This is a genomic window from Corynebacterium sp. (assembly GCF_012837295.1).
Taxonomy (GTDB): domain Bacteria; phylum Actinomycetota; class Actinomycetes; order Mycobacteriales; family Mycobacteriaceae; genus Corynebacterium.
Genome location: NZ_DURI01000188.1, coordinates 1 through 5,126, shown reverse-complemented (window position 1 = coordinate 5,126; position 5,126 = coordinate 1). Strand labels below are relative to the sequence as shown.

At 70.2% G+C, this 5,126-nt stretch carries 7 protein-coding genes; 5 read left to right on the top strand and 2 right to left on the bottom strand.

The genetic code is table 11. The features are described 5' to 3' along the window. The first annotated feature begins 81 nt into the window (after positions 1-81). A complete protein-coding gene (locus tag GX015_RS06340) occupies positions 82-219 on the top strand; it encodes a hypothetical protein (protein WP_291343681.1) in 138 nt (45 codons plus the stop codon). A 172-nt stretch (positions 220-391) separates the two neighbouring features. On the opposite strand, the gene GX015_RS06335 is transcribed toward GX015_RS06340, so the two are convergent. Continuing rightward, on the bottom strand, positions 392-910 hold the full coding sequence (locus tag GX015_RS06335) for an MmcQ/YjbR family DNA-binding protein (protein WP_291343680.1): 519 nt from the start codon (positions 908-910) through the stop codon (positions 392-394). A gap of 15 nt (positions 911-925) precedes the next feature. After that, positions 926-2,788, bottom strand: coding sequence for a malto-oligosyltrehalose trehalohydrolase (gene treZ, locus GX015_RS06330; protein WP_291343678.1), 1,863 nt, complete (start codon positions 2,786-2,788; stop codon positions 926-928). An 80-nt stretch (positions 2,789-2,868) separates the two neighbouring features. On the opposite strand from treZ, the gene GX015_RS06325 reads away from it, so the two are divergent. The 4 genes from GX015_RS06325 to GX015_RS06310 all read left to right on the top strand — a co-directional run bounded on the left by GX015_RS06325 (position 2,869) and on the right by GX015_RS06310 (position 5,086). Then, a complete protein-coding gene (locus GX015_RS06325; protein WP_291343676.1) occupies positions 2,869-3,510 on the top strand; it encodes a YigZ family protein in 642 nt (213 codons plus the stop codon). 66 nt (positions 3,511-3,576) lie between these two features. Next, entirely contained in the window at positions 3,577-4,380 is an 804-nt protein-coding gene (locus GX015_RS06320; protein WP_291343674.1) for a crotonase/enoyl-CoA hydratase family protein, read from the top strand. Between the two features lie 10 nt (positions 4,381-4,390). Then, positions 4,391-4,636 (top strand): hypothetical protein, encoded by a 246-nt coding sequence (locus GX015_RS06315; protein WP_291343673.1) that lies wholly within the window; start codon positions 4,391-4,393, stop codon positions 4,634-4,636. Between the two features lie 66 nt (positions 4,637-4,702). Continuing rightward, positions 4,703-5,086 carry an RNA-binding S4 domain-containing protein gene (locus GX015_RS06310; protein ID WP_102214652.1) on the top strand — a complete coding sequence of 128 codons (384 nt, stop codon included), beginning with the start codon at positions 4,703-4,705 and terminating at the stop codon, positions 5,084-5,086. Positions 5,087-5,126: the final 40 nt, after the last annotated feature.

The window sequence follows — 5,126 nt, the reverse complement described above, 5'->3', positions numbered from 1 at the left end:
GAGATATTTCCGAGGACGATCTGCCGGACTTCATCTCCGAGTAGGCGCCGGCAAACAAGCTAACGAACGGAAGAGAGCGCGATGAGCGAAGCCGACATTCTGGGACTGGTGATGTTCGCCGTCATGGTCGCCACCGGCATCACGTTCGGCCTGGTCACCTACGCGGCGATCATCGGCGGCCGCGCGGCGGACGAGGTCGCCACCCCGGCCGAGGGCTGACGGGCCTCGCGGGGACCGACTCGGCTGGATGAGGCTGATGGGGGACGGTCGGCACAGCCCACTGGCTCGTAAGACCGCTAACCCACCCTGAATGTCTTAACCCACCCGCTAAAACGGGTGGGTTAAGACATTCAGGGTGGGTTAGCGCGGGGTCCTTGAATTGGGTCGCCCGCTAGCTCTCCGACCCGAAGCGCATCGGGTCTACCGGCTGCTTCGCCTTCGGCAGGCCCAGCACCACGTTGCGGTAGGAATCGACGACGAGATCGCGAACGAGACCCCCGAACGCGATCTCGTCGATGCCGGTCACCGCGTCCGGTGCCCCGTCGGGGGCGGGGGACTGCTGTGGGCGGGCGTCGTCGTCAGGCGAATCCGAATCTGCCGCGGAGACCTCGCCCGGTGCGACCACCGTGATCCAGTGCTTCTTGTTCAGGTGGTAGCCGGGGAAGATGAAGGGGTGGGCCCGGCGCAGGGCGTGGGCGTCGCCGGGCTCGGCCTTGACCACGATGATCGACGTGCCGCCCGGCGCGGCGACGTCCTTCGCCCCGTGGTCCGGCAGCCGGTGGTGGAGCATGAACATCTTGCCCGCCACCCGGAACACGTCCCACTCGGGGCCGAAGGGGTGGGCGAGTTCGGCGGCGGGCAATCCGAGCGCCACCTCGCGGGAGAGGCGCTGGAGCCGGGTACCGTCCATCGCCGGGTCGCCGTCCTACGCCAGCACCGCGTAACCCCAGGCGGGGAGCTTCACCACGCCATCGCCGACGGCGGCGGGCGCGTCGACGTGGGTGTGGATGAGCTCCTCGTAGCCGGCGTCGACGGCGACCTCGGCCGGCTCGTCGGAGAAGTTCGCCGCCAGGTGCACCGTGTCGCCGTCGGCGCGGCGGGTGAGCAGCAGCGTCCGGCCCTCGACCGTCGTCTCCACCGAATCCGCCCACGGCGAACCCAGCGCGGGGCGGGTGCGGCGCAGGCCGAACAGCGCGCGGTAGGTGTCGAGGATGGTCGCGTGGGGGTCGTCGGAGAGCTCGTCCCACTTCAGCTTCGAGTTCTCGAATGTCTGCGGGTCGGCGGGATCGGCGATCTCCTCGGGATCCCAGCCGGCGCGGGCGAACTCGCGGATCCGGCCCTCGCGGGTCAGGCGCAGCAGCAGGTCCGACTCGTGGGAGCAGAAGAACGCGAACGGCGTCGACGCGCCCCACTCCTCGCCCTGGAACAGCATCGGCGTGAACGGCGAGCACGCGATGACGGCGGCCTTCAGCGCCTGCTGCGCCGGCGTCAGGTTCATCGACGGCCGGTCGCCGGAGGCGCGGTTGCCGGTCTGGTCGTGGGTGGTGGTGTACGTGACGAACGCGCTCAGCGGCTGCACCGACAGGTCCAGCGGCCGGCCGTGGACGCGCCCGCGGAACGTCGACATGGTGCCCGCGTGGTGGAACGCCTCCCGCAGCGTCTGCGCGAGGGTCTCCACGGTGCCGAAGTCCGAGTAGTAGGCGTGGTCCTCGCCGGAAACGACGGTGTGCAGCGCGTGGTGGACGTCGTCTGCCCACTGGGCCGCCAGCCCGAAACCGCCGGCCGCACGGGGCTTGACCAGCTTCGGGTCGTTCTGGTCGGACTCCGCGATGAGGCTGCGGGGCACGCCGGTCTGGGCGGCCACGGTGTCGGCGATGACCTGCATCTGTTCGAGGATGTGGAACGCGCCCTCGTCGTGAAGCGCATGAACCGCATCCAACCGCAGCCCGTCGATCCTGTAGTCGGCCAGCCACAGGCGCACGGCGTCGAGGATGTACGAGCGGATCTCGTCGGACTCGGGGCCGATGAGGTTGACCACCTCGCCCCAGCCCGTGTTGCCGCCGGAGGTGTACGGGCCGAAGAACCCGACGTAGTTGCCGTCCGGGCCGAAGTGGTTGAACACGACGTCGAGGATGACGGCCAGCCCGCGCTCGTGGCAGGCGTCGACGAGCTGCTGCAGCCCCTCCGGCCCGCCGTAGCCCTCGTGGACCGCGTGCCAGCTCACGCCGTCGTAGCCCCAGTTGCGGTCGCCGCCGAACGGCTGGACCGGCATCAGCTCCACGTGCGTCACGCCCAGGTCCACCAGGTGGTCCAGCCGCTTTTCGACGCCCGCGAAATCACCCGATTCGGCGTAGGTGCCCACGTGCAGCTCGTAGATCAATCCGCCGGGGAGGATGCGGCCGGTCCAGTCCTTCGCCCGCCAATCGTGGGCGCCCAGGTCGACGACCTCGGAGAAGCCGTGGGGGCCGTCGGGCTGGCGGCGCGAGCGAGGGTCGGGCAGCGGGATGGTCCAGTCGCCGACGCGGGGATCGGCTGCGGCGGCGTCCCCGGACTCGGCGGCGGAGTCGGCGGCCTCGGCCGAGTCGTCCTCCTGCGGGGCGCCGTGGCCGGCGGTGGCGCGCAGCCGGAAGGCGTAGCGCTCGCCGACCTCCATCGCCTTGTCTGCCTCGAACCAACCGTCCGGTCCGTCCTCGCAGGCTGTCATCGTGTGGTGCTCGGGTGCCGACGGATCACCCGTCAACAGCTCCACTTCGGCGGCGTACGGGGCCCAGACGCGGTAGTTGCTCATGTCACCGATGGTAGGGGTTTGCCACGTTCACGGCAGAGGCCGGGCCCGGCTGTCGCGCGGGCGAGTGCGACAATGTGGCCATGTCGTCCCTCATCGTCCCGGCCCGCGGTTCCCTGACCACCGGGGAAATCGAGATCAAGCGTTCGCGCTTCATCACGTGGATCGGGCGTGCCGACGACGGCGGGGAAGCCCGCGACCTCATCGCCATGGCGAAGTCCGAGTACCCCGATGCCCGCCACCACTGCTCGGCGTACATCCACGAGGTGCCCGGGGCCAACCGCGTCGAGCGGTCCTCGGATGACGGCGAGCCCTCGGGCACCGCGGGCCGCCCCATGCTCGACGTGCTCGTCGGCTCGGGGCTCACCGACGTCGCCGCCGTGGTAATCCGGTATTTCGGCGGCGTGAAGCTCGGCACCGGCGGGCTCGTCCGCGCCTACTCCGACGCCGTGTCCGAGTGCCTCGCCGACGTGCCGCGCGCGAAGCGGGTGCGCCGCGAGATCCGGTCCGTCGAGGTCGACGCCGCCGACGCCGGCCGGGTAGAGGCCGAACTGCGCGCCCGTGGCTTCGTCATCTCCGACACCGAATGGGGAACCGTCGCAAAGCATCTCGTGGAAGTCGAACCCGGAGGCGCCGACCGCCTCGACGGCGTGCTGCAGGCGATCACGCACGGCGCGCTGACGTCGGGTGAAGCGGGGGAGACGTGGACGGAAGCGCCGGCGTGAATCGTCTGTAACCTGGGTCACCGAAGGGGCGCAATGCCCGTGGACGTGGACGAACGTGGAGGAACCATGACCCAGGACGTGCTGCTCGTCGACCGCGACGGGCACGTGGAGACGTGGACGATCAACCTGCCGGAGATCCGCAACCCGATCTCCTCGCCGGACGTCATCGACGCGATCGTGGCCAACGTCGACCGGGTCAACGCGGACCTCGACGTGCGGGCCGTCATCTTCACCGGCGCCGGCCCGGCGTTCTCCGCCGGCGGCAACGTCAAGGACATGGTCGACCGCTCCGGGATGTTCGGCGGTGCCCCACACCAGATCCGCCAGTCCTACCGGTCCGGGATCCAGCGCATTCCGCTGTCGCTGTACAACTGCGAGGTGCCCGTCATCGCCGCCGTCAACGGCCCGGCGGTCGGCGCCGGCTGCGACGTCACCCTCATGTGCGACATGCGGGTGGCCTCGACGAAGGCGTGGTTCTCCGAGAGCTTCGTCGGCCTGGGCATCATTCCGGGCGACGGCGGGGCGTGGTTGCTGACCAAGACCCTCGGGCCCGCCCGCGCCGCCGAAATGGCGCTGACCGGCGACCGCGTCACCGCCGAGAAGGCGCTGGAGTGGGGCATGGTCAACGAGGTCGTCGAGCCGGATGAGCTTCTCGACGCCGCCCGCGCCCTGGCCGGCCGCGTCGCCAAGAATCCGCCCAACGCCGTGCGCATGGCGAAGAAGCTGCTGCGCGAGTCCCAGCACCAGTCGCTGGCGGGCGTGCTCGAGCTGTCGTCGGCGATGCAGGCCCTGGCACACCATTCCCGCGACCACCGCGAAGCCCTCGACGCATTCATGGAGAAGCGCCCCGGCACCTACACCGGCGAGTGATCTGCCTAAGATGTCCCCCATGAGCAGCCTTCAGCCGTACCACTCCAATCCGATCCAGCAGCGCAAGGACGCGGTGCGCCGGTACAGCCGCAACGCCGTCGTGTGGACCGGTGGCGGCGTCGTCGCCGGCGTGGCCATCGGCCTTCTCGCGTCGTCGTTGCCGCTGTTCATCATCCTGACGGTCATCGGCGTCGCCGGCGGTTTCATCAACTGGCAGAAGGTCCAGAAGATCGTCAACCACCGCGACAACGCGTAGCGGCGCACCCCGGCTTGAAGGCCTGAACCGACCGGACCCGACCCGACCCCGAAGAGCCCGATCACCATGAACCACGTCGACGACTCCAAGCCCGTGCGCGTCGACGCGTGGCTGTGGGCGGTGCGGCTGCTCAAGACCCGCTCGCAGGCCGCCGACGCGTGCCGCGGCGGGCACGTGAAAATCAACGGCACCGCCGTCAAGCCCGCCCAGCAGGTCGTGCCGGGCGACGAGATCCGCGTGTGGGCGAACCACCGCGAGACGATCGTCGAGGTCACGCGCACGATCGCCAAGCGGGTCGGCGCCCCGGTGGCGAAGACCTGCTACGTGGACAAGACGCCCGCTCCGCCGCCGCGCGAGATGTACGCCGCGCTGCCGGTCCGCGACCGGGGCGCCGGCCGCCCCACCAAGCGCGAGCGCCGGCAGATCGACAAGCTCCGCGGCCGCGACTGACTCGTCGCCGCACGTCCGACGAGATCGCGATCTCGTGGAG

Excerpts from the sequence above, each read along its gene's own strand:
- GX015_RS06340 (WP_291343681.1), top strand. The coding sequence starts at position 82 with ATGAGCGAAGCCGACATTCTGGGACTGGTGATGTTCGCCGTCATGGTC.
- GX015_RS06335 (WP_291343680.1), bottom strand. The coding sequence starts at position 910 with ATGGACGGTACCCGGCTCCAGCGCCTCTCCCGCGAGGTGGCGCTCGGA.
- treZ (WP_291343678.1), bottom strand. The coding sequence starts at position 2,788 with ATGAGCAACTACCGCGTCTGGGCCCCGTACGCCGCCGAAGTGGAGCTG.
- GX015_RS06325 (WP_291343676.1), top strand. The coding sequence starts at position 2,869 with ATGTCGTCCCTCATCGTCCCGGCCCGCGGTTCCCTGACCACCGGGGAA.
- GX015_RS06320 (WP_291343674.1), top strand. The coding sequence starts at position 3,577 with ATGACCCAGGACGTGCTGCTCGTCGACCGCGACGGGCACGTGGAGACG.
- GX015_RS06315 (WP_291343673.1), top strand. The coding sequence starts at position 4,391 with ATGTCCCCCATGAGCAGCCTTCAGCCGTACCACTCCAATCCGATCCAG.
- GX015_RS06310 (WP_102214652.1), top strand. The coding sequence starts at position 4,703 with ATGAACCACGTCGACGACTCCAAGCCCGTGCGCGTCGACGCGTGGCTG.